Here is a 20,042-nt window from a genome sequence, read left to right as displayed (position 1 = left end):
GTGTCGCGGCTGCTCGTGGATCTCGACAACACGCTGATCGACCGGGATGCGGCGTTTCGTGGAGCGGTGGTGGAGTTCCTCGACGAGCACGGGCTGCCGGCTGCCGACGTGGAGTGGGTGATGGGCGTCGACGCGAGCGGCTACGCTGCCCGGTCCGTGGTCGCCGACGCGATGACCAGCCGCTTCCGGGTCTCGGGGCGGGCCGTCCGGACTCTTCTGGACGTCGGTGCCGCCGATCGAGCCACCCTCACCGGGGCTACCGCCGACGCCCTCCGCCGGGTCCGCGCCGCCGGCTGGGTGTGTGTCATCGTCACCAATGGCCGTACCGTCCAGCAGGAAGCCAAGATCCGTAACACCGGGCTGGACCGCCTGGTCGACGGCTGGGTCGTCTCCGAGACGGTCGGCTGTAAGAAGCCCGATCCGGCGATCTTCCGCGCCGCCGCCCCGGATCTGGACGGTGCCTGGATGATCGGCGACTCGCCGCACGCCGACATCGCCGGATCGTCCGCGCTCGGCCTGACCAGCGTCTGGATCTCCGCGGGGCGGCCGTGGCCCGAGACCGCCTACCGCCCGACGCATACGGCAGCCGACATCGTCACCGCCCTTGACCTGCTCCTATAGCCAGATTGTGGCCAGCCACCCGGTGACCGCGCTCGCGATCAGCAGCCCGATGTTGAGCCCGATCACCTTCACCTCGCCACGCGAGACGTGCACGACGATCCCGCCTATCTGAACGACGGTGAGTCCGGCCGCCGCGGCCACTGCCAAGGCCGGTGCGATGCCGGTCAGTGGCGGCAGGATCAGACCGGCCGCGCCGGCGAGTTCCAGCCAGCCGATCGTCCGGACCAGCGGCATCGGCATGGAGTCGACCCAGCCCATCATCGGCTGGAGCTGTTCCCGGCTCTGGCTGACTTTCTTGCCGCCCGCGTAGCCGTAGAAGACCGCGAGGAGGACAGCCAGCACCCAGTAGGCGATAAGCATGGAAAGGCCCTTCGAAATCGATGGTTACCATCGGTAAGTGACCCCATCATGGGGTACTTTCGAGGGCCTTACAAAAGGCACAGAAATGTGCCTGACCGACAGGGGTGTCACCGTGGAGTACGAGCACACCTGCATGATCCGTGGCGACGGCGGCCGTGCGCTCCGCGCGATCCTCGACCAGATCTGCAACAAATGGACGCTGCTGGTGGTGGCCACCCTCGACCAGGGCATACTGCGCTTCACCGACCTACACCATCAGATCCCGGGCATCTCCCAGCGCATGCTCACCCTCACGCTGCGCAACCTCGAACGGGACGGCCTGATCACCCGGACCGTCCACGCCGAGGTGCCGCCCCGGGTCGAGTACGCGCTCACCCCCACCGGCGAAAGCCTCATCCCGCCCGCGTTGGCGCTGGCCGGCTGGGCCATCGCCAACGCCCCGGGCATCGAGGCGAGCCGCGAGGCCTACGCCGAGTACAGACAGAACGGGTGACCGGCCGGATCCAGCAGCACCCGCACGTTCTTCTGCGGCTGGTGAGCCGGTAGCTCCGCGCCGAGACCGACCGCGTGCGCCACCGCCGCCTCCAGGTCGGTGACCTCGAAATCCAGGTGCGACATCATCTGCTGGCGGCTGCTCTCGGTGGGCCACGCCGGGCGTACGAAATCGGGATTCTCCTGCACCGCGAGATAACCGACACCCTCACCGGCGTCGAGCACGATGTGCCCCGGATCCCGCCGCCAGATCGACCAGCCCCGCAACTCCGCATAGAACGTGGCCAGCGCGTCGATGTCGGGCCCGTCGAGCACCACACCCCACCAGTCGGACCGCGCCCACCTGTCGGCCGGCTGGGCCAGGATCTGCTCGCGGAGGATGTCGGCGTGCCCGCAGTGCTGGGCGATCTCCCGCAGGAAGTGCAGGTAGACCCAGCGCAGCGGCACCGGCCCACGACGGTTGCCGGTCACGATGTCGTCGAGGTGAAGGTTCGCCACGGCGGCCCGGGACGCCTCGCAAGCCTCCCGATACGCGGCTTGAACACCGGCGATGGTGTCCGACTCGTCGAGCGCGAACGACTCGTGCGGCGTGTCGGGGATCCCGATCTCGCTGCGTGGCCGCCCGGTGATCGCCTCGTCGAACCACACCCTCTCCACGAAGGTCATGTGCTTGACCAGGCCGAGCAGCGTCGTCTCGGACGACACGAGCCGGCGCCTGGCCTGTTCCTCGGTCAAGCCGTCCAGGCTGTCGTGCAGTGCCGTCCGATGTTCCTCGAGGAACGACTCCCACTGGACCCGAAGCGGCTGGTCGATGACTTCATCCATAGGCACGGGCCCAGGATAGAAGGCGATCCAGGTGCGGATCGGCGTCACCGGTGACACTCCCGGGATCACCGGCCACCACCTCGCCACCGGTGCCGTCGATGGTGATCACGGTGCCCTCCGGGAAGGAACCGGCCGGGGTGTGCACACAACCGGCGTCCGGGTCGACGGTGAGGGCCGCCGCGCCGACCACGGCCGGCCGACCCATCGAACGGGCCACGACCGCGGCATGGCTGGTGGGGCCGCCGATCGTGGTGACGATGCCGGCGGCGGCGGCCAAGCCGTGCATGTCGAGCGGCGACGTGTGCGGCCGGACCAGGATGACCGGCCCGGCGGCGGCCATCCGGGCGGCCCGGTCGGCCGTGACCGCGATCCGGCCGGAAGCCACCCCGGGACTCGCTCCGATGCCCCGCGCCAACTCCTCTGCTCCCGCACGGATCCGTGGGGTGCGGGCGGCCCGCAGTTGCCGGTCGGAGACCCGCCGCACCGCGGTCGCCCGGTCGATGACTCCCTCGTCGGCGAGGTCGACCGCCACCCGCACCGCCGCCCGCCCGGCCAGACCACCCGGCCGCACCTGAAGGAACCACAGCCGCCCGGCCTCGAACGTGAACTCGACGTGGCACACGTCCCGGTGATGCCGCTCCACCCGCCCGAGCCCGTCGAGCAGCGCGGCCCACACCTCCGGTTCACGCTCGGCGAGCTCGCCGAGTGGCCGAGTGGCGACCCGGCCCGACACGACGTCGTCGCCCCGGTGCCCGAACAGCACGTCACCATACGGAGTGCGGTCGCCGGAACGGGGATCTCGACTGAACGCGACCCCACTCCCACTACCTAAATCAAGATCACCAAAGACCATCAGCTGTACGACCACAGCCGTCCCCAGATCGTGCGGGATGCCGTGCACCTCCCGATACGACGTGGCGCGAGGGCTGTGCCACGACGCGAACACCGCCTCGACCGCGTCCCGGACCGGGCCGATTTCGCCGACCACATTCAGAAAGGTGCTCATCATGCCCGGCATCGACACCGAAGCCCCGGACCGCACCGACACGCGAGCCACACGCCGATCGTGTCCCGGCGCGGTGGCTGCGTTCGGCGTGGGGGTCGCCTGTCGGTCGTGTTCTGGTGCGGTGGCTGTGTTCGGCGCTGGGGCTGCATTTCGGTCGTGTCCCGGCGGGGTGGCTGTGTTCGGCGTGCGGGTCGCCTGTCGGTTGTGTTCTGGTGCGGTGGCTGTGTTCGGGTCGTGCATCGGCGCGGGGGACGCCTGCTCGTCATGCGTCGGCGCGACGGTTGCGGTCAGATCGCGTACCGCGTCGGCGAGCGCGGCTTCGAGACCGGGCGGCATGCGTCCGGTGTGCAGGAACTCCCGGCACGCCACAGTCGACACCACGAACCCGGCCGGCACCGGCAGCCCGAGCCGCATCATCGTGACCAGCCCGGCCCCCTTGCCGCCGAGCAGGTCGGGGTCGGCAGACGTCCGCGGGTCCAGCAGATGGATGTGGGTCATCGCGGAATCCCCAGCGTGACCAGCAGATCCTCGTGCAGCTGGAACCAGACGTTGTGATACGACGTGGTGGTGTCGGCCAGGTGCTCCAGCTTGCCGGACTTCGCCAGATCGAGCGCGCCGGTGAGCCGCCCGCGATATCGCCCGAACCGGGGCAGTGCCACGGTGAGCGCCGCACACACCGCCGCCGCCCGTTGATCGAGATCGACGAACCGGGCCAGCACCCGCCCGTCGTAGGCGGCGTCACTGTGGTCGTTGAGCTCGCTGACCCCATCGACCGGCCGCATGTGCCAAGCCGTGCAGAGATCAAGTAGCTCCGGGTTGAGCAGCAGAAACGCCTCGAACGCCACCCCGACCGCATCCCGTGCCCCGGCGTCGTCCAATTCGGTCGCCACGAGCCGGGCATCCGCGGCCTTGCCGGCGTCGGTGAGACCCCAACCCCCGAACGCTCCGGGGGTACGGGTGACAAGCCCCTCAACCGCAAGATCAATAAGCCGTGACTCGGCGTCGGACGTGTCCAGCCCCGCGGCCTCGGCGATCCGCTCCAGATCGGTGAACCCCATACAGCGCAGGGTGTGCAACACCAGCAGATCAGTCACGACCACTCACCCCACCGTCACGAAGAGCAACCGCCACCGCATGCCCGGCCCCACGCCCCGAGGCCCGGGCGACAACCCGGCCATCTTTGACCCGCACAGCAATCTCGGTGTCATCCCCGACCGAGAAGTCGGCCCACGCCCAGTCGCCGGCACTCGCCCACTGCGACGCGATCCGAGGCACCGGAACAACGGCTGGCGTGTCATCGGTGGCGCCGAGTGCGGCGTTCGACAGGCGCGCCGGCGCCGAGTCCGATGGCGGCGGCGACGTTGACGGAGGCTGGGGCGGTGACGCTGATGGGGTGCCGGGCGACGGGGCTGATGGGGGCTGGGGCGGTGACGCTGATGGGGTGCCGGGCGATGGGGCTGATGGGAGCTGGGGCGGCGACGTTGACGGAGGCTGGGGCGGCGAAGCTGATGAGGCGCCGGTCGACGGGGCCGAGGGGGGCTGGGGCGGCGACGTTGTTGGGAATTGCGGCGGCGACGTTGTTGGGGATTGAGGCGGCGAAATTGACGGAGGCTCGGGCGGCGCGGCTGATGGGGTGCCGTGCAACGAAACCGATGGCGGCTGGGGCGGCGACGTTGACGGGGGCTGGAGTGGCGGCGCGCTGAATGCGGCGGCGATGGCGGTGGCCAGGGCTGGGCCGTCGTCGAGCTCGATGTGCAGTGGGCGGGCGACGGCGGGTGGGAGGGACCGGCGCAGGCGCGCGGTCAGGGTGGTCAGCCGCAGGCGGACCAGGGCTCCGGTCTCGGCCGGGTCGCCGGCGACCACCGCCACGGTGACCTGGTCGTCGGGGCCGGCCGCTCGGATCACCTCCTCGGCGGCGCCGAGACGGGCCGTGCCGAGGACCACGAACAGGCCGTCATCGGTGATGCCGTCGGCGGGCTCCCACGGGGCGTCGCACAGCTCGGCCGGTCGCACGAACGGCAGGTGAGGTGGAGCCCAGTGATCGTCCAGAGTGATCTCGGCCAGATGGGCGCAGGCGCGGCTGAGGTCGAAGAGGTCGCCGAAGCCGGGAGCGGTGTCGGCCAGATGGTCGGCGCCGTGCAGGAGGGTGAGGATCAGCTCGGCCAGCCGGACCCGACGCGGCGCGACCGGTGGGCAGGACTCCAGTGCGAGAGCCAGCAGCAGCGCCTCCAGTCGGGTGATCTCGGCGAGGGCGGCGCGGCCGGGCTCGTCATCGAACACGCCGGTGACCGATCGTGATCGCAGCCGCCCGCCGGCCGCGGTGTCACCGGCCAGCGGGAGATGCTCGAGCCAGGCACGGGCGAAGCTCTCCACGGCCGTCGCCAGCGGAATGACCTCGGGCATGTCGGCGGCCGGTGTCAGCGGGGCGCCCGGCGGCGCGTAGTCGAGCAGGACCGCGAGATAGAGCGACCGTTTGCTCGCGAAATTCGAATAGACGGCCCCGCGGGTCAGGTCGGCGCGCGCGGCGATCCGATCGATCTTGGCGTCGGCGAACCCATGCTCAGCGAACTCCTCGACCGCGGCATCGAGCACGGCGGCCCTCGTGCGGGCCTGCTGCTGCACTCTCGTCAACCGAACCATGCCGCCAAGATACCTCCACCATCGGGATGATGAGAACATCCGAGTGGAAATCCTGTGGCCGTGGTCCGGAGTGGGCGGCTAGCCTCGTCGGCATGTCTCAAGGAGCTGTGCACATGGGGTTCGTGTTCATGAGGATTCGCGGCGGCCGCTGACGGCGGCGCTTCGACACTGATCTGCGAACTGCCCGCCGTCTCGGCGTTCTGCCGGGCGGCCACATCCGGCTACCCGGCTCGTTCTCGAGCTGCGGAGCACATCCATGTCCCTTGCGCATCTTCGTGCCGACGACGTCACCGTTCGTCTCGGTGCTCGACTTGTCCTCGACCGCGTGTCCGTCACCGTTTCGGCGGGGAACCGCCTTGCCGTCGTCGGGGAGAACGGGCGTGGCAAGACCACACTCCTGCACGTCCTCGCCGGTCTGATCGCCCCCGACGCCGGGCAGGTGCATCGGGCCGGCACCATCGGGCTGGCCGCCCAGGCGCTCCAGGCCGGGGTCGGTGACACCGTCGGCAGCCTCACGTCGGCGGCGCTGCTGGAGTCCCGTACCGCGCTGAATGATCTTGAAGTGGCGGCGGGTGACCTGGTCGCGGGCCGGACCGGCGCGGACGATCGGTATGCGGCGGCTCTCGAAGCCGCCGGGCGGCTGGACGCGTGGGACGCCGAACGCCGCGTCGACATCGCGCTGGAGGCGCTCGGCGCGTGTACCGAACGTGACCGTGAGCTGCTCACCCTTTCCGTCGGGCAGCGATATCGGGTTCGGCTGGCGTGTCTGCTCGGCGCGCACCACGACCTGCTTCTGCTCGACGAGCCGACCAATCATCTGGACGCGTCGGGGCTGGCGTTCCTGACCGGGCGGCTGCGGGCCCATCCCGGCGGGATCGTGCTGGTCAGCCATGATCGGCAACTGCTGCGCGACGTGGCGGACGAGTTCGTCGATCTGGATCCGAGTCGGGACGGGCGGGCCCATACCTATGCCGGCGGTTATGACGAGTGGCAGCGCGGCCGTCGCCGTGACCGGGAGCGATGGTCGCAGGAATTCGACGAGCAGCAGGCCGAACACCGTCGCCTGGCCGAGGCCGTCGATCGTGCGCGGTCCCGGCTGAGCACCGGCTGGCGTCCGGACAAGGGCGTCAACAAGCACAAACGACAGTCACACACGCCCGGTGTGGTACAGGCGCTGAACCGGGAGAGGGAGGCGCTGGAAGCACATCGGATCACCGTTCCGACGCCGCCCGCCGTGTTGCGGTGGCCGGAATTGAACACCCGCAAAGGGGTGCCGCTGCTTCGTGCCGACGGGGTGCGGGTGACCGGCCGCCTGGACCGGCCGGTCACCCTCAGTATCGACGGCGGCGACCGATTGCTGGTCACCGGCGCCAACGGCGCCGGCAAGTCGACACTGTTGGCGCTGCTGGCGGGGCGCTCGGAGCCGTCATTCGGTACGGTCCACCGCTCCCCGGAGGTCCGGATCGGGCTGATCGCCCAGGAGGTCCCGGACTGGCCTGAGGACACCACGGCACACCGGTTGCTCGCCGGTCGGGGCGGCCTGGGACTGCTCGACGCGGAGGCGCTGCGTACCCCGGTGCGGTTGCTCTCCCAGGGTCAGCAGCGCCGCCTCGACCTGGCCCTCCGGTTGGCCGGCGGCCCGGATCTGCTGATCTTCGACGAGCCGACCAACCATCTGTCCTCGGCGCTGGTCGACGAGCTGACCGAGGCCCTGCTGACCACCCCGGCCGCGGTCGTGGTCGCCACTCACGACCGTCAGTTGCTCGCCGACCTGGCCACCTGGCCCCGACTGCACCTCACCGCCGAGGCGGAGAGGTGAGCGCCTCCATGTCCGCGGCGAGCTTACGGGCGAGCGCGAGGACCTCGCCGAACTGAGGCCGCCGTTCGGCGGCCTCCGCCGGGACGACGACCGCCGAAGAGGGGGCCACGGTGGGCGAGGGGAAGGCGAATGGGAGGCCGGTGGCCGAAGAGGATGTCGCGGTGCGGGAGGGGAAGGCGGGTGAGTGGCCGGCACCGGCGGGGAAGGCCGCGGCGGGGGACGAGGACGCGGGAGAGAGGACAGCGCTCGAAGGTGAGGCGGCGGTCGGTGAGGGAGCCGTGGCAGGGGCGGAGAAGCGAGCCGAAGGCAGGGTGCCGGCGGGCTGGAGGGTGGCGGCCACCGCGACCGGCCGATCGAGCAGTCGGGAAAGGACCAGCGCGAGATCCGCCCGCAGGCCACCACTCTCGATCATGATCTGGGTGTAATGGTCGGGCGCCCAGATCAGGGCCGTCCCACCCACGACGGCGAGTAGCCGAGCCTCCCGCAGCACGGTGATGCGGCTCGGCGAGTGGACGGTGGCGGCCAGTTCGTCGAGGGCGTCCGACCAGACCCGGAGAAGGTCGGTGGCACGCGGGTCGCCGAGCCATGTCCGGTTGCGAAGGGCCTGGTCCAGCCACTGCCGGGGCGAGATCCCGGCAGCCGAGGCCGCCGATTCCAACTCGGTGAACGCATCGTCGGTGATCTTCACTTTGGGCATGCGGGCCATCAAACCCGAGGCGACGGTACGGCCGCCAGGCACCGATTCTTCGGGCCCGAACGTCCACTGTCATCTTCGGGTGCGTGTCATCTGGGAGGGCAGAGAACCGGGCCGATGGCAACGTACGCTCGTCGCTCGGATTGCAGCCGGAAGGACGACATGCTCGACGGTCGGCAGCCGGGACGCGGAGTTCACAGCCGGTAGTTGCTGACCGCGCTGCCGAGCCGCTGGGCCATCCCGGCGAGTTCGGCCGCGGTGGTCCGGGCCTCGTCGGCGCTCTGCGTGGTCTGGTTGGCGGTGGCGGCCACGTTGGTGATGTCGGCAGCGATGTGCCCGGAGCCGCTGGCCGCCTCGGCCACGTTGCGGCCCATCTCGCCGGTGGTCGCGGTCTGCTCCTCGACGGCCGCCGCGATCGTGGTGGCGTAGTCGTTGATCTGGGCGATCACGTCGCCGATGTCGCCGATCGCGGCGACCGCCGCGTCGGTGTCGGACTGGATCGCGGCGATCCGTTTACTGATGTCCTCGGTGGCCCGTGCGGTCTCCTGGGCCAGGTCCTTGACCTCGGACGCGACCACGGCGAACCCCTTGCCCGACTCGCCGGCCCGGGCCGCCTCGATGGTGGCGTTCAGGGCGAGCAGGTTGGTCTGCTCGGCGATGCTGGTGATCGCGTTGATCACCTCGGTGATCTCGGCGCTGGCCTGACCGAGTTTGGCCATCGTGTCGCTGGTCCGCTGGGCGGCCGTGGTGGCCGAGCCGGCGACCTGGGCGGAGGCCCCGGCGCTGGTGGCGATCTCCCGGATCGAGGCGCTCATCTCCTCGGTGCCGGCCGCCACCGTCTGCACGTTCGAGGAGATCACCTCGGCCGCCGCGGACACCGACCCGGCCTGTTCGGCGGTGGTCTGCGCGGATCTGGTGAGTTCCTCGGCGATCACCGACAGCCGGGCCGAGGTGCTGGAGAGGGCCTCGGCGTCGTCCCGGACCTGCCGCACGGTGGTGGCGACCGCCCCGGCGGTGTGGTTGAGGGCGGTGGCGAGCTCGCCGATCTCGTCGCCGCCGCCGATCTCGGTACGCGCGGTCAGGTCACCGTCGTCGATCCGGCGCAGCACCTGTACGCAGTGCGCCAGGGGCCGGGTGATGCCGCGGGCGAACAGCACCGCGACCGCGGACCCGACCAGTAGCACGACCACGATCGAGGTGATGATGATGGCCCGGCCGCTGCTGTACGCACCGTTCGCGCCCTCGTGAGAGTCACGGGCCTCGGCCACGGCGGCGTTGGAGAGCGCGGTGAGATCGTCGCGCATCGAGTCGACGAGTGGCTTGATGTCTTGGGCGCGGATGGTGCGGACCTGATCGATCCGGCCCTGTTCGGCAAGGGGGAACAGTCGGTCCGTGACGAGGGCGAGGTAGTTCGTCCAGTCGCCGGTGAACGATTCGATGCTGTCCCGTTCGGCCGGGGTCCCGGCCAGGGCCTGGTAGCCATCGGTGAGGGTGGCGATGTTCGCCACCTCGTCCTGGAACTCCTTCTGCTCGGTGGCCCGGGTGGTGTCGTCCCCGGCGAGCAGGTATTCCAGCGCGTTGATCCGGGTCCGGTTGAAGGCCGAGCGCATGTCGGCGATCGCCTGGGCCTTCAGAGTCTGGGCGTATTCGCCCTCGGCGGCGTCGGAGAGGGTGCTCATCTGGCGCAGCGCGAACAGTCCGACCGCGCCGCCGAGCGCCGCCACCATGAGAACGACCACCAGGATCTTGGTGCCGATGCGCACGTTGCCGGCCAGGCGGGCCGCGGATGGTACGGGCTCGCTCATGACGTCGTCCCCCTCGTCTGGAATCTGCCCCGAAAGGAATCATTGGCCATCGCCACCGGCTCGACAGGCTGATTGCGGGGAAAACGGGCCGGTGTTGTGGCTGGAGGCCATATCTGGGGCGGCCGGGATGTCGATCTCACACATGGATGTGTGTCGTGTGCGGCTCGTAGGGTGTGCGGCATGACGACGCGAGTGGTCTCGCTGGACCTCGACGGCCGGACCGCACTGGTGACCGGGGCCGGCAGCGGCATCGGCCGGGCCTGCGCGGCCCGACTCGCCGCGGCGGGGGCCGAGGTGCTGGTGGCGGACGTCGACGAGACGTCGGCCAAGGAGGTGGCGGCGGCGGTCGGCGGGCGCCCGCTGGTCGTCGATCTGGCCGATCCGGGCGCCGCGGATCGGGTCGGTGCGGATGTGGACGTGCTGGTCAACAACGCCGGGCTGCAGCATGTGGCGGCGGTCCAGGATTTCCCGCCGGACCGGTTCGCGCATCTGCAGAAGGTGATGGTGGACGCTCCGTTCCGATTGGCCCGGCGGGTGCTGCCGCACATGTACGCCCGGGGCTGGGGTCGGATCGTCAACATCTCCTCGGTGCACGGGGTGATCGCCTCGCCGTTCAAGTCGGCCTATGTCGCGGCCAAGCACGGCCTGGAAGGGCTGTCGAAGGTGATCGCTTTGGAGGGGGCGCCGCACGGGGTCACCTCGAACTGTGTGGGGCCGGCGTTCGTGCGGACCCCGCTGGTCGACCGGCAGATCGCCGACCAGGCCCGGGTGCACGGCATCGCGGCGGACCGGGTGGTCGAGGAGATCATGCTGGACCGGGCGGCGATCAAACGGCTGATCACCCCGGAGGAGGTGGCCGAGCTGGTCGCCTACCTCTGTACGCCGGCCGCGGCCCTGATCACCGGGGCGTCGGTGCCGATCGACGGCGGATGGACCGCGCACTGACATGCCGGACGGCCTCGACTATCTGGACCTGCTGGCCCGTGAGGCGGCGCTGATCGAGTTCGAGCGGCCGGTGGTGGCGGCCCGCACCGCGGGCGCGTCCGGCGCGGCCCTCGACGATCTGGAAAAGGCCAAGATCCTCGCGCTCCGGGTACGGGCCCTGCTGGAACGCCGCCGTCGGCGTGAGGAGGAGTTGTCCGCCCTCTACGACACGGCCGGTGACCTGGCCGGGCTGCGTGATGTGGACGCGGTGCTGCGGGCCATCGTCCATCGGGTGCGGACACTGCTCAACGTGGACGTGTCGTACATGACGCTGGACGACGCGGAGCGCGGGGACACGTACATGCGGATCACCGACGGGTCGGTGGCGGCGAGTTTCCAGGCGCTGCGACTGCCGCCGGGGGCCGGGCTGGGTGGTCTCGTGGCGTTGACCGGGGCGCCGTACGCGACCGCGAACTACCCGACCGATCCACGGTTCCGGCACACCGGCGAGATCGATCAGGGGGTGGCCGACGAGGGGCTGGTCGCGATTCTGGGCGTACCCATGCGATTGGGGTCGGCCGTGATCGGCGTGCTCTTCGCGGCCAACCGGGCCGAGCGCCCGTTCGCCCGGGAGGAGGTGGCGCTGCTGTCGTCGCTGGCCGCACACGCCGCGGTGGCGCTGGACACGGCCCGCCTGCTCGCCGAGACGCAGACCGCGCTGGCCGAACTGTCCGCGGCGAACGCGGTGATCCAGGCGCACAGCGCGTCGGTGGAACGGGCCGCCGCGGCGCACGACCGGATGACCGCCGTGGTGCTGCGCGGCGGCGGGGTCGAGGATGTCGCCGCCGACCTGGTCGACGTGCTGGCCGGCGCGCTGCTGGTGATCGACGCGGACGGTCGGGCGCTGACCACGGCCCGCAGCCCGGAGGTGTCGGCCGAGGTGCCGGAGCCGACCGGTGCCACGGTCGGCGAGGCGGTGGCCGCGTCCCGGGGCGAGGGCCGCAGCGTGCGCCGGGGCGAGTTGGTGATCGCCGCGGTGGTGGCCGGCGCCGACAACCTGGGTGCGCTGGTGTTCCGCCCGGAGCGGCCACTGGCCGATGTGGATCAGCGGATCCTGGAGCGGGCCGCCCAGGTGACGGCTCTGCTGCTGCTGTTCCGGCGGACCGTCGCCGACGCCGAGGCGCAGGTCCGCGGCGACCTGCTGGACGACCTGATCAGCCGCCCGGTCCGTGACCCGGACGCGGTCCGGTCCCGGGCCGCCCGGCTCGGCCTGGACGTGGACGCCCCCTGGGTGGTGGTCGCGGCCGGCGACGACACCGGGGACGGGCTGGGGCAGCGGGCCGCGTCGTGGGCGCGGACGTTCGCGGCGGCGAGGCGGGGGCTGGCGATGCCCCGGGACGGGCAGGTGGCGCTGCTGCTGCCGGGTGACGATCCGGCCGGGACCGCCCGGCTGGTGGCGAGGGAGCTGAGCCGGACCCTGGGGAGGCCGGTCACCGCCGGCGGCGCCGGACCGGGCCGGGGCTCGGCGGGGGTGGCCGGTGCCTATCGGGAGGCCGTTCGATGCCTGAGCGCCCTGGTCACCCTGGGCCGGTCCGGCGGCGGCGGGGGAGCGGCCGATCTGGGGTATGTGGGCCTGCTGCTCGGTGACCGCCGGGACGTGACCGGGTTCGTCGCCGGAACGGTCGGTCCGGTGATCGACTACGACCTGCGGCGGGGCACCGCGCTGGTGCGCACTCTGGAGGCGTACTTCGAGGCGGGCGGCGGGCTGGCCCGGGCCGCCGAGGCGCTGCACGTGCACGTCAACACGGTCAACCAGCGCCTGGAGCGGGTCGCCCAGCTGCTCGGCGACGACTGGCAGCGCCCGGCTCGTGCTCTCGATCTCCAGTTGGCGCTGCGGCTGCACCGGTTGAGCGGCCCCCTGGCGGACACCGACACCTGAACGGCCGTCAATGTGTGGACCGGATCCATGGGTTCACGGTTGGTCCCGGACGTAGCGTCCCGGTACCACCGAATCCTGTGAACATCCGAGAGGATCGCCCATGGCCACGATCGCCACCGAACGGGCCCCCATCGTCAAGGTCGTCTTCGCGTCCCTGGTCGGTACCGCCGTGGAGTGGTACGACTTCTTCCTCTACGGCTCGGCCGCCGCGCTCGTCTTCGGCACGCTGTTCTTCCCGTCGTCCGATCCGGTCACCGGCACCCTGCTGGCGTTCGGCACGTACGCGCTGGGGTTCGTCGCCCGCCCGCTCGGCGGCATCGTGTTCGGCCACTTCGGTGACCGGGTCGGCCGTAAGCGGATGCTCGTCGTGTCGCTGTTCCTGATGGGCCTGGCCACCGTCGCGATCGGACTGCTGCCCACCTACGCCACGATCGGCCTGGCCGCGCCGGTGCTGCTGCTGGTCTGCCGGCTGGCGCAGGGCTTCGCGGTCGGCGGTGAGTGGGGTGGTGCGGTGCTGATGGCCGCCGAGCACGGTGACGACGCGCGGCGCGGCTTCTGGTCGTCGTGGCCGCAGGCCGGGGTGGCGCTGGGCAACCTGCTGGCCACCGGGGTGCTGTGGCTGCTCGCTCTGGTGCAGTCGGACGAGGCGTTCAAGGCATGGGGCTGGCGGGTCCCGTTCCTGCTCAGCGCGGTACTGGTGCTGGTCGGCCTGTGGGTGCGGCTGAGCGTCGAGGAGTCGGCGGTCTTCAAGGAGGCCCAGGCCGCCGTCAAGAAGGATCACCAGCCGCTGCGCGAGGTGATCCGTCGCTACCCGCGGGAGATCCTGGTCGCGATGGGGATGCGGCTGGCCGAGAACATCGGCTACTACGTGATCACCGTCATCTCGATCACCTACCTCACGACGTACGCCGGAACGAGCGCCGACAAGAGCATGATCCTCACCGCCCTGCTGATCGGGTCGGGCGTGCAGTTCGTGATCATCCCGCTGCTCGGTGCGGTGTCCGACCGGGTCGGCCGACGCCCGCTCTACCTGGCCGGCGCGGTCGGGCTGGCGATCTGGTCGTACGTCTTCTTCGGCCTGCTGGAGAGTCGCTCCGAACCGAAGATCATCCTCGCCGTGGTGGTCGGTCTGTTCCTGCACGCGCTGATGTACGCCCCGCAGGCGGCGTTCTTCGCCGAGCTGTTCGGTACCTCGGTGCGCTACACCGGCGCGTCGGTCGGCTACCAGCTGGCGTCGATCCTGGCCGGGGCGCTGGCGCCGATCATCGCGCTGAAGCTGCTGGGCGACGTCACCGACCCGAACCCGACCGCGGTGGCGATCTACATGACCGTCGCGTCGGTGCTGACCGTGGTCGCGGTGCTCGCCGCGAAGGAGACCGCCCGGACGTCGCTGCGTCACGACCGGAGTTAGCACCTGCGCAATGGGGTCACGCCGGGGGTGATGCTCTGTCATCATCTCCGGCGTGATTCGCCTCTACTCACTGCTCGCGCTGATCGACCTCGTGTTGATCATCTGCGCGTTGATCTCTTGCCTGTCCGCCGAGGAGTATGAGATCCGGGCCCTGCCGCGGATCGTCTGGGTGATCCTCATCCTGCTCTTCTCCCCGATCGGCCCGATCGCCTGGTTCGTCGCCGGGCGTCCGGCTCGTCCGATCAAGCTCAGCAACGGCACCGTCTGGAAGCCCGGCAGTGGCTTCCCGGAGAACGAGCGGCCCCGCCCCATGGCGCCCGACGACGATCCCGAGTTCCTCAAGCGGGTCGCCGAGCGCAGCCGGAAGGAGGACGAGGACATGATGAAGAAATGGGAGGCCGACCTGCGGAAACGTGAGGAGGACCTGCGTCGGCGGGAGGCCGGCGAGTAACCCGTAATTGCACACCGGTGAGCAAGTAAGTAACCTGCACTTGACTGTGCAGTTTTTGCTCACCGGAGGTCGGCCCTGTCTACGACCCTGTACCGCGTCGCCGCAGCCGTGATCCGGCGCCGCGCCCGGACCATCGGCATCTGGCTCCTCGTGATCCTCGCCCTGGCCGGCGCCGGCAACCTGATCTCGGCCGGCGCCGACGACGAGTTCACCATCCCCGGTTCGTCGTCACAGGCCGCCCTCGACACCCTCTCCCGGGTATTCCCGCAGGTCAGCGGCGCGTCGGCGAAGATCGTCCTGACCCTGCCGGACGGCCGCGACGTCCGCGACCAGCAGATCCGCGAGGCCGTCGAGCACACCGCCGACCGGGCGAAGGGTGTCGAGCACGTCGTCGCCGTCGTCTCGCCCTACGACGAACGGATCAAGGGCGCGGTCTCCGCCGACGGGACCGCCGCGATCATCACCGTCCAGCTCGACGTCTCGGTCACCGAGGTGCAGCCGGTCACCCGCGAGCGCCTCGCCGCGGTCGCCGACGAACTCCGGCGGGACGCCGGACCGGGCGCCCAGGTGCTCGCGGGCGGCGACGCCTTCGCCGACCGGGTGCCGAGACTCAGCCCCACCGAAGGGCTCGGTCTGCTCGTCGCGCTCATGGTTCTGCTGATCACTTTCGGCTCGATGCTCGCCGCCGGGATCCCGCTGCTCACCGCCGTCCTCGGCGTCGGGCTGTCCGTGTCGCTGCTCTACGGCGTCACCGCGTTCACCGGGGTGCCGTCGACGGCGATCATGCTCGCCGTGATGCTCGGCCTCGCCGTCGGCATCGACTACGCGCTGTTCATCCTCTCCCGGCACCGGGACCAGCTCCGCGACGGCCTCGACGTGGACGAGTCGATCGCCCGGGCCACCGCCACGGCCGGCTCGGCGGTCGTCTTCGCCGGGCTCACCGTCATCATCGCCCTGGTCGGGCTGATGGTCGCCGGCATTCCGTTCCTCACCACGATGGGGCTGACCGCCGCCCTCGCGGTGGTGGTCGCCGTGCTGATCGCGGTCACCTTCATCCCGGCGTTACTGTCCGTCGCGGGCGAGCGGCTCCGTCCCCGCAGCCCTGTCAAGAGCCGACTTCGGAAGATCAACATCTTCGATCATTGGGTACGGCTGTCGACCCGCCGGCCCATCATCACGATCCTCGTGATCGTTCTCGGACTGGGCGCAGCGACCCTGCCCGCCGCCGACCTGCGCCTCGCCCTGCCCGACAACGGCAGCGAAGCCCACGGCAGCCCGGCCCGGGTCACCTACGACACCATCACCGAACACTTCGGACCCGGCTACAACGGCCCGCTACTCGTCACCGCGAACATCATCTCCAGCCGTGACCCGGTCGGTGACATGAACCGGCTCGGCACCGAGATCGCCGGACTACCCGGCGTCGCCCTGGTCGCCCTCGCCACCCCGGACCCGAAGGGCCAGGTCGGCATCGTCCAGGTGATCCCGGACAGCGCCCCCGACTCGGCGGCCACCACCGACCTCGTACTCCGGTTGCGCGACCACTTCGCCGGCTCGGACATCGCGGTCACCGGGATCACCGCCGTCGGCATCGACGTGTCGGCCCGGCTCGGTGGCGCACTCGTCCCGTTCGGGCTGCTCGTGGTCGGGCTGTCCCTGGTGCTGCTGACCATGGTGTTCCGGTCGATCGCGGTACCGATCAAGGCGACCGCCGGATATCTGCTGTCGGTGGGCGCCGCGTTCGGGGCCACCGCGCTCGTCTTCCAGCACGGCCGGCTCACCGACGTGCTGCACGTGTCACACACCGGCAGCGTGATCAGCTTCCTGCCGATCATCCTGATGGGCGTCCTGTTCGGCCTGGCCATGGACTACGAACTGTTCCTCGTCTCCCGGATCCGTGAGGAATACGTGCACACCGGGGACGCCGACCACGCGATCGACGCCGGATTCAAGGCGTCCGCCCCGGTCGTGGTCGCCGCCGCGCTGATCATGTTCGCGGTCTTCGCCGCGTTCGTGCCGGACGGCAGCGCCACCATCAAACCCATCGCGTTCGCCCTGGCCGTCGGGGTGTTCGTGGACGCGTTCATCGTCCGGATGACCCTGGTCCCGGCGGTGCTGCGGCTCCTCGGCGACCGGGCCTGGTGGCTGCCGTCGCGACTCGACCGGGCGCTGCCCTCCCTCGACGTCGAAGGGGAGGGGCTCACCCGGGAACTCGCCCTCGCCGACTGGCCCGCACCCGATGCCGACGACATCGTCGCCGTCGCCGGGTTCACACCCGACGTGTTGCGGATCGGTGCGGGCGAGATCGTCGAGATCGTGGGGGAGCCCGCCGTCACCCGGGACCTGCTCTACGCGATCGGCGGGCGGGTCACCGACCTTCCCGGGGCCGCGAAGACGCTCGGGTTCGTGTTGCCACAGCGCGCTTCGGCCGTACGACGACGGGCGGTCCTGATCAGGTGTCCCGCGCTCGCCGAACCCGGCCGGGAAACGGTGACCGCCGCCTGCCTGGCGCCGCCGTTGTTGCTGGTCGAAGGCCTTGACCGGATTTCCGGGCGCGCCGACCGGGACGACGCGCAGCGGGCCCTGCGGGCCGCCGCCCGCACCGGAACCACCGTGATCGTCACCGCCCGCGACCACGATCCGCGTCTCGACGCGACCCGCACGATCGATCTCGACCCCTCCGAGGTGTACGCATGACCCGCCTCCGCCGTATCGGCATCCTCCTCGCGCCGGTGGTCATCGCCGGTGCTCTGATCGGCGCCTTCGAGGGCCCCGCGGACCGGCTCGGCACGGTCACCGCGGCCGTGGTCAACGACGACGAACCGGTGCAGCGCGACGGGCAGACCGTGCCGCTCGGCCGGGAGCTCGCCGGACGCCTCGTCAACCACACCGGCGACGACTACACGTGGGTGCTGACCGACGCCGACGACGCCGCCGAGGGTCTGCGCACCGGCGCCTACGCCGTCGCCGTGACCATCCCGTCGAACTTCTCCGCCGCGGCCGTCTCCACCGGCGGCCCCTCCTCCGCCGCCGCCCAGGCCCGCATCGACGTCACCGCCTCCCGGACCGTCACCGGCGTCGACCCGGTCATCACCCGCACCCTCACCGACTCGGCCGTCACCACCCTCAACCGGACCATCGTCGAGACCTATCTGGACAACGTGTACCTCGGCTTCAATCGGATGCACGACCAGCTCGGCCGGGCCGCCGACGGTGCCGGTGACCTCTCCGACGGCGCCGGCCGGCTCGCCGACGGCAGCGAACGCCTCGTGGTGGGCCTGAACCGGCTCGCCACCGGCAGCGACGAACTCGCGGCCGGGCTCGGACGGCTCGACGCGGGCAGCCGGGAACTCGCCGACGGGCTCGAACAACTCGACGACGGCGCCGGTGACCTCGCCGGTGGCGCCCGCGAGCTGGACTCCGGCGCCACCGCACTGGCCCGCGGCACCGGCGCGCTCGCCACCGGCACCAAGCAGCTCGCCACCGGCGCCGGAAAGCTCTCCACCGGGCTCGGCACCCTCGCCGACAGCACCGCCGCCCTGCCCGGACAGACCCGGGCGCTGGCCGACGGGGCTCGGCAGGTCGCCGACGGCAACCGGAGACTCGCCGACACCGTCGTCCCGCTCGCCGACCGGGCCGTCGACGGCATCGACGCGCTACCCGACCTGACCGCCGAGGCGGCCCGCATCCGGCAGCTCGCCGAGCAGTGCGAGACCCCCGCCGACCTGTGCACCCGGCTGCGGGCCCTGGCCGACCGGATCGTCGCCCGGGCGGGTGACGCCGAAAACGCCAAAGCGGGGGTACGGGGTCAGGTCACCGAGGTCCGCGACGGCATCACCGCCCTGGCCGACGGGTCGCAGAAGGTGGCCGACGGGACCGCCACCCTCGCTGGACAGACTCCACGCCTGGTCACCGCCATCGGCCAGGCCGCGACCGGCGCCGACTCGCTGGAGCGTGGCGCCCGCCGAGCCGCCACCGGCGCCGCCTCCGTGGACCGCGGCGCCCGGCGACTGTCCACCGGCGCGGACACGCTGTCCCAAGGCGCGGGCCGGCTCGCCTCCGGCACCGGTGACGCCGCCTCCGGGGCACAGCAGCTCGCCGACGGCACCGCCTCGGCGGCCACCGGGGCCGGACGGCTCACCGGCGGCGCCCACGAGGCGGGCGCCGCCGGGCAGAAGATCTCCGACGGATCGGGCAAGCTCGCCGAAGGTGCGGGCAGCCTCGCCGGGGCGCTCGGCGACGGGCGTGACCAGGTCCCCACCTACACCGACGCCGACCGTGACCACCTCAAGACCGTCGCCGCCACCCCGGTCGCCGCGGTCACCGGCGACGACGCCGGGATCGGCGACCTGATCGCCGGCGCGGTCATCGCCATCGCACTGTGGATCGGCTCCATGCTGATCTTCCAGCTCCTCCCGGCCGCCGCCCACGATCCGCTGGCCTGGCACGGCAGCACGGCACGGCTCGCCCTCCGCAACGCCCGCCGCCCCCTGCTGCTCGCCGCCGGCCAGGCCGTCCTGGTCACCGCCGTCGCCGGGGCGCTGCTCACGCCCGGCCCGGTCGAGCTGCTCGCCCTACTGCTGGTCGACATCCTCGTCGCCGTCACGTTCCTGCTGATCAACCAGGCGATCGCGGTGGCCTTCAGCAGCGGCGGCCGCCTACTGGCGATCATCGTCCCGGTGCTGACCCTCGCCGCCGCCGTGGTCTCCAGCGTGCCCCCGTGGGTGACCGCCCTCGACGGCCTGCTTCCCGGCCACGGCCCGGTGCTGGCGATCCGCGCGATCACCGCCGACGCCGGCCTCGGCCCCACCGGAGTCGCGCACACCCTGGCCTGGCTGGCCGCCGGAGCGGTCGGCTACCTGCTGGCCACCGCCCACCGCCGGACGACAAGCCCGGGCCGGCTCACTCCACTGCCCGCCCACCCGGCCTGACGACCACCGCCTCGCGGTCGCCGCGCCTGGTCGAGAGGGGCTCGGGGAATCGACACGCGGAACGTTGCGACATCGATGGTCATTGATCATCCTCCGGCGTAGGTTGACATCGGAACCTTACTGA

General features: G+C 71.2%; 16 protein-coding genes and 1 pseudogene. 9 read left to right on the top strand and 8 right to left on the bottom strand.

Annotated features, from left to right (window positions below):
* Nucleotides 1–621 carry an HAD family hydrolase gene (locus Q0Z83_RS26095; RefSeq protein WP_317796634.1) on the top strand — a complete coding sequence of 207 codons (621 nt, stop codon included), beginning with the start codon at nucleotides 1–3 and terminating at the stop codon, nucleotides 619–621.
* Here Q0Z83_RS26095 and Q0Z83_RS26090 read toward each other — a convergent pair.
* The gene (locus Q0Z83_RS26090) at nucleotides 616–981 is read right to left on the bottom strand and encodes a DoxX family protein (RefSeq protein WP_317796633.1); all 366 of its coding nucleotides are present in this window, start codon (nucleotides 979–981) and stop codon (nucleotides 616–618) included. The two genes, Q0Z83_RS26095 and Q0Z83_RS26090, sit on opposite strands and share 6 nt — an antisense overlap.
* Before the next feature lie 112 nt (nucleotides 982–1,093).
* On the opposite strand from Q0Z83_RS26090, the gene Q0Z83_RS26085 reads away from it, so the two are divergent.
* On the top strand, nucleotides 1,094–1,474 hold the full coding sequence (locus Q0Z83_RS26085) for a winged helix-turn-helix transcriptional regulator (protein WP_378079249.1): 381 nt from the start codon (nucleotides 1,094–1,096) through the stop codon (nucleotides 1,472–1,474).
* Here the strand turns inward: Q0Z83_RS26085 and Q0Z83_RS26080 are convergent.
* From Q0Z83_RS26080 to Q0Z83_RS26060, 5 genes and pseudogenes are all read right to left on the bottom strand, one after another.
* The gene (locus Q0Z83_RS26080) at nucleotides 1,447–1,836 is read right to left on the bottom strand and encodes a VOC family protein (protein ID WP_317797132.1); all 390 of its coding nucleotides are present in this window, start codon (nucleotides 1,834–1,836) and stop codon (nucleotides 1,447–1,449) included. The genes Q0Z83_RS26085 and Q0Z83_RS26080 overlap by 28 nt on opposite strands.
* A 12-nt stretch (nucleotides 1,837–1,848) precedes the next feature.
* Nucleotides 1,849–2,298: pseudogene (locus tag Q0Z83_RS26075) on the bottom strand (DinB family protein); the annotation flags it as partial.
* Nucleotides 2,291–3,802, bottom strand: coding sequence for a PEP/pyruvate-binding domain-containing protein (locus Q0Z83_RS26070; protein WP_317796632.1), 1,512 nt, complete (start codon nucleotides 3,800–3,802; stop codon nucleotides 2,291–2,293). The pseudogene Q0Z83_RS26075 and the gene Q0Z83_RS26070, both read right to left, overlap by 8 nt.
* Nucleotides 3,799–4,398: a transcriptional regulator gene (locus tag Q0Z83_RS26065; RefSeq protein WP_317796631.1), complete on the bottom strand. Its 600-nt coding sequence runs from the start codon at nucleotides 4,396–4,398 to the stop codon at nucleotides 3,799–3,801. Before Q0Z83_RS26065 ends, Q0Z83_RS26070 begins: the two co-directional genes overlap by 4 nt.
* Nucleotides 4,391–5,944: a TetR/AcrR family transcriptional regulator gene (locus tag Q0Z83_RS26060; protein ID WP_317796630.1), complete on the bottom strand. Its 1,554-nt coding sequence runs from the start codon at nucleotides 5,942–5,944 to the stop codon at nucleotides 4,391–4,393. Before Q0Z83_RS26060 ends, Q0Z83_RS26065 begins: the two co-directional genes overlap by 8 nt.
* Nucleotides 5,945–6,269: 325 nt before the next feature.
* Between Q0Z83_RS26060 and Q0Z83_RS26055 the strand changes: the two genes are divergently transcribed.
* Nucleotides 6,270–7,763 carry an ABC-F family ATP-binding cassette domain-containing protein gene (locus Q0Z83_RS26055; protein ID WP_317796629.1) on the top strand — a complete coding sequence of 498 codons (1,494 nt, stop codon included), beginning with the start codon at nucleotides 6,270–6,272 and terminating at the stop codon, nucleotides 7,761–7,763.
* Here Q0Z83_RS26055 and Q0Z83_RS26050 read toward each other — a convergent pair.
* Both Q0Z83_RS26050 and Q0Z83_RS26045 read right to left on the bottom strand, forming a co-directional pair.
* Nucleotides 7,741–8,460, bottom strand: a complete 720-nt coding sequence (locus tag Q0Z83_RS26050; protein WP_317796628.1) for a hypothetical protein — start codon at nucleotides 8,458–8,460, stop codon at nucleotides 7,741–7,743. The genes Q0Z83_RS26055 and Q0Z83_RS26050 overlap by 23 nt on opposite strands.
* Nucleotides 8,461–8,651: 191 nt before the next feature.
* A complete protein-coding gene (locus tag Q0Z83_RS26045) occupies nucleotides 8,652–10,262 on the bottom strand; it encodes a methyl-accepting chemotaxis protein (protein ID WP_317796627.1) in 1,611 nt (536 codons plus the stop codon).
* A gap of 180 nt (nucleotides 10,263–10,442) precedes the next feature.
* On the opposite strand from Q0Z83_RS26045, the gene Q0Z83_RS26040 reads away from it, so the two are divergent.
* From Q0Z83_RS26040 to Q0Z83_RS26015, 6 genes are all read left to right on the top strand, one after another.
* Nucleotides 10,443–11,207 carry a 3-hydroxybutyrate dehydrogenase gene (locus Q0Z83_RS26040; RefSeq protein ID WP_317796626.1) on the top strand — a complete coding sequence of 255 codons (765 nt, stop codon included), beginning with the start codon at nucleotides 10,443–10,445 and terminating at the stop codon, nucleotides 11,205–11,207.
* 1 nt (nucleotide 11,208) lies between these two features.
* The gene (locus tag Q0Z83_RS26035; RefSeq protein WP_317796625.1) at nucleotides 11,209–13,125 is read left to right on the top strand and encodes a helix-turn-helix domain-containing protein; all 1,917 of its coding nucleotides are present in this window, start codon (nucleotides 11,209–11,211) and stop codon (nucleotides 13,123–13,125) included.
* Nucleotides 13,126–13,225: 100 nt separating this feature from the next.
* Entirely contained in the window at nucleotides 13,226–14,536 is a 1,311-nt protein-coding gene (locus Q0Z83_RS26030) for an MFS transporter (protein WP_317796624.1), read from the top strand.
* Between the two features lie 52 nt (nucleotides 14,537–14,588).
* Nucleotides 14,589–14,987 (top strand): PLD nuclease N-terminal domain-containing protein, encoded by a 399-nt coding sequence (locus tag Q0Z83_RS26025; protein WP_317796623.1) that lies wholly within the window; start codon nucleotides 14,589–14,591, stop codon nucleotides 14,985–14,987.
* 108 nt (nucleotides 14,988–15,095) lie between these two features.
* Complete coding sequence (locus Q0Z83_RS26020; RefSeq protein ID WP_317796622.1) at nucleotides 15,096–17,684, top strand: MMPL family transporter; 2,589 nt, start codon at nucleotides 15,096–15,098, stop codon at nucleotides 17,682–17,684.
* Complete coding sequence (locus Q0Z83_RS26015) at nucleotides 17,681–19,918, top strand: YhgE/Pip domain-containing protein (RefSeq protein WP_317796621.1); 2,238 nt, start codon at nucleotides 17,681–17,683, stop codon at nucleotides 19,916–19,918. Before Q0Z83_RS26020 ends, Q0Z83_RS26015 begins: the two co-directional genes overlap by 4 nt.
* Nucleotides 19,919–20,042: the final 124 nt, after the last annotated feature.

It is taken from the genome of Actinoplanes sichuanensis (assembly GCF_033097365.1).
GTDB lineage: Bacteria > Actinomycetota > Actinomycetes > Mycobacteriales > Micromonosporaceae > Actinoplanes > Actinoplanes sichuanensis.
This window is presented reverse-complemented; position numbering and strand designations above follow the sequence as displayed.

Coding starts and splice junctions, on each gene's coding strand:
- Q0Z83_RS26090 (WP_317796633.1), bottom strand. CDS start 981: ATGCTTATCGCCTACTGGGTGCTGGCTGTCCTCCTCGCGGTCTTCTAC.
- Q0Z83_RS26070 (WP_317796632.1), bottom strand. CDS start 3,802: ATGACCCACATCCATCTGCTGGACCCGCGGACGTCTGCCGACCCCGAC.
- Q0Z83_RS26060 (WP_317796630.1), bottom strand. CDS start 5,944: ATGGTTCGGTTGACGAGAGTGCAGCAGCAGGCCCGCACGAGGGCCGCC.
- Q0Z83_RS26050 (WP_317796628.1), bottom strand. CDS start 8,460: ATGCCCAAAGTGAAGATCACCGACGATGCGTTCACCGAGTTGGAATCG.
- Q0Z83_RS26045 (WP_317796627.1), bottom strand. CDS start 10,262: ATGAGCGAGCCCGTACCATCCGCGGCCCGCCTGGCCGGCAACGTGCGC.
- Q0Z83_RS26040 (WP_317796626.1), top strand. CDS start 10,443: ATGACGACGCGAGTGGTCTCGCTGGACCTCGACGGCCGGACCGCACTG.
- Q0Z83_RS26035 (WP_317796625.1), top strand. CDS start 11,209: ATGCCGGACGGCCTCGACTATCTGGACCTGCTGGCCCGTGAGGCGGCG.
- Q0Z83_RS26030 (WP_317796624.1), top strand. CDS start 13,226: ATGGCCACGATCGCCACCGAACGGGCCCCCATCGTCAAGGTCGTCTTC.
- Q0Z83_RS26015 (WP_317796621.1), top strand. CDS start 17,681: ATGACCCGCCTCCGCCGTATCGGCATCCTCCTCGCGCCGGTGGTCATC.